General features: G+C 69.4%; 1 protein-coding gene and 1 pseudogene. Both read left to right on the top strand.

The genetic code is table 11. The features are described 5' to 3' along the window. A partial coding sequence (locus tag RT91_RS15515) for a DUF4159 domain-containing protein (protein WP_035188246.1) occupies window positions 1-339 on the top strand: 339 nt, incomplete at its 5' end. Continuing rightward, window positions 336-944 (top strand): annotated as a pseudogene (locus tag RT91_RS15510) (hypothetical protein); the annotation flags it as partial. The gene RT91_RS15515 and the pseudogene RT91_RS15510, both read left to right, overlap by 4 nt.

Below are 944 nucleotides of genomic sequence, written 5' to 3'. Positions count from 1 at the left end.
CCCCTCAGACCGCTGACCGACCGTGACACCCTGGCGCACACCTTCTTTCTCACGCGCAGTTTTCCCGGCCGTTTCGACGGAGCGCCGGTCTACATTGCCGCGCCAGGCGGCCGCGACGCCGACGGCGTGAGCCCGGTGGTGATCGGCGCGAATGACTGGGCCGGTGCCTGGGCACTCGACCAGGCCGGCAATCCCTTGCAGGCTCTTCTGCCCGGAACCCCCGGCCAGCGCGACAAGGCCGGCAGGTTCGGCGTCAATCTGGTGATGTATGCGCTGACCGGCACCTATAAGGCGGATCAGTTGCAGATCCCCGCCATTCTCCGAAGACTCGGCGAATGACGATACCCGTCGTCTTTGCGCCGCTGGTGCCTTGGCCTCTGATTGCGGGACTGGCCGCGATTGCGCTCGCGTTCGGCGGCATCGGCCTGCTTCGCCGGGCGCGCGGCGCCTGGCTGCGACTCGCCGGCCTTCTCTTCCTGCTTGCCGTGCTGGCCGGACCGCGCTGGCAGGTGCGCACGACCGCGCCCTTGCCGGACACGATCGTGGTCATTCGCGACCGCTCACCCTCGATGGCGATCGGGCGGCGCGCGGCGCTTGCCGCTGCCGCCTATCGGCATCTTGCTGCCACGGTGCCGAAAGGTGTCACCCTCCGCACCGTTGCCGTCGCCGGCGACGGGCATGATGGAACGCCGCTTTTCTCCGCGCTGAAGGCGGCGCTCTCCGGAATTCCGCCCGGGGAACTCGCGGGCATCGTCGCCATCACCGATGGCGAAGCCACCGACGCACCGCCGAGCCGACTGCCCGACGGCGTGCCTGTCTCGGCATTGATCCCCGCCGCGCCGGGCCAGACGGATCGGGCGCTGAGCCTGATTTCAGCACCGCGCTACGGGCTGGTCGGCCACAAGGTGACGCTGCGTTTCGTCGTCCGGGACCATGGCGTCGAG

It is taken from the genome of Acidiphilium sp. JA12-A1 (assembly GCF_000724705.2).
GTDB lineage: Bacteria > Pseudomonadota > Alphaproteobacteria > Acetobacterales > Acetobacteraceae > Acidiphilium > Acidiphilium multivorum.
This window is presented reverse-complemented; position numbering and strand designations above follow the sequence as displayed.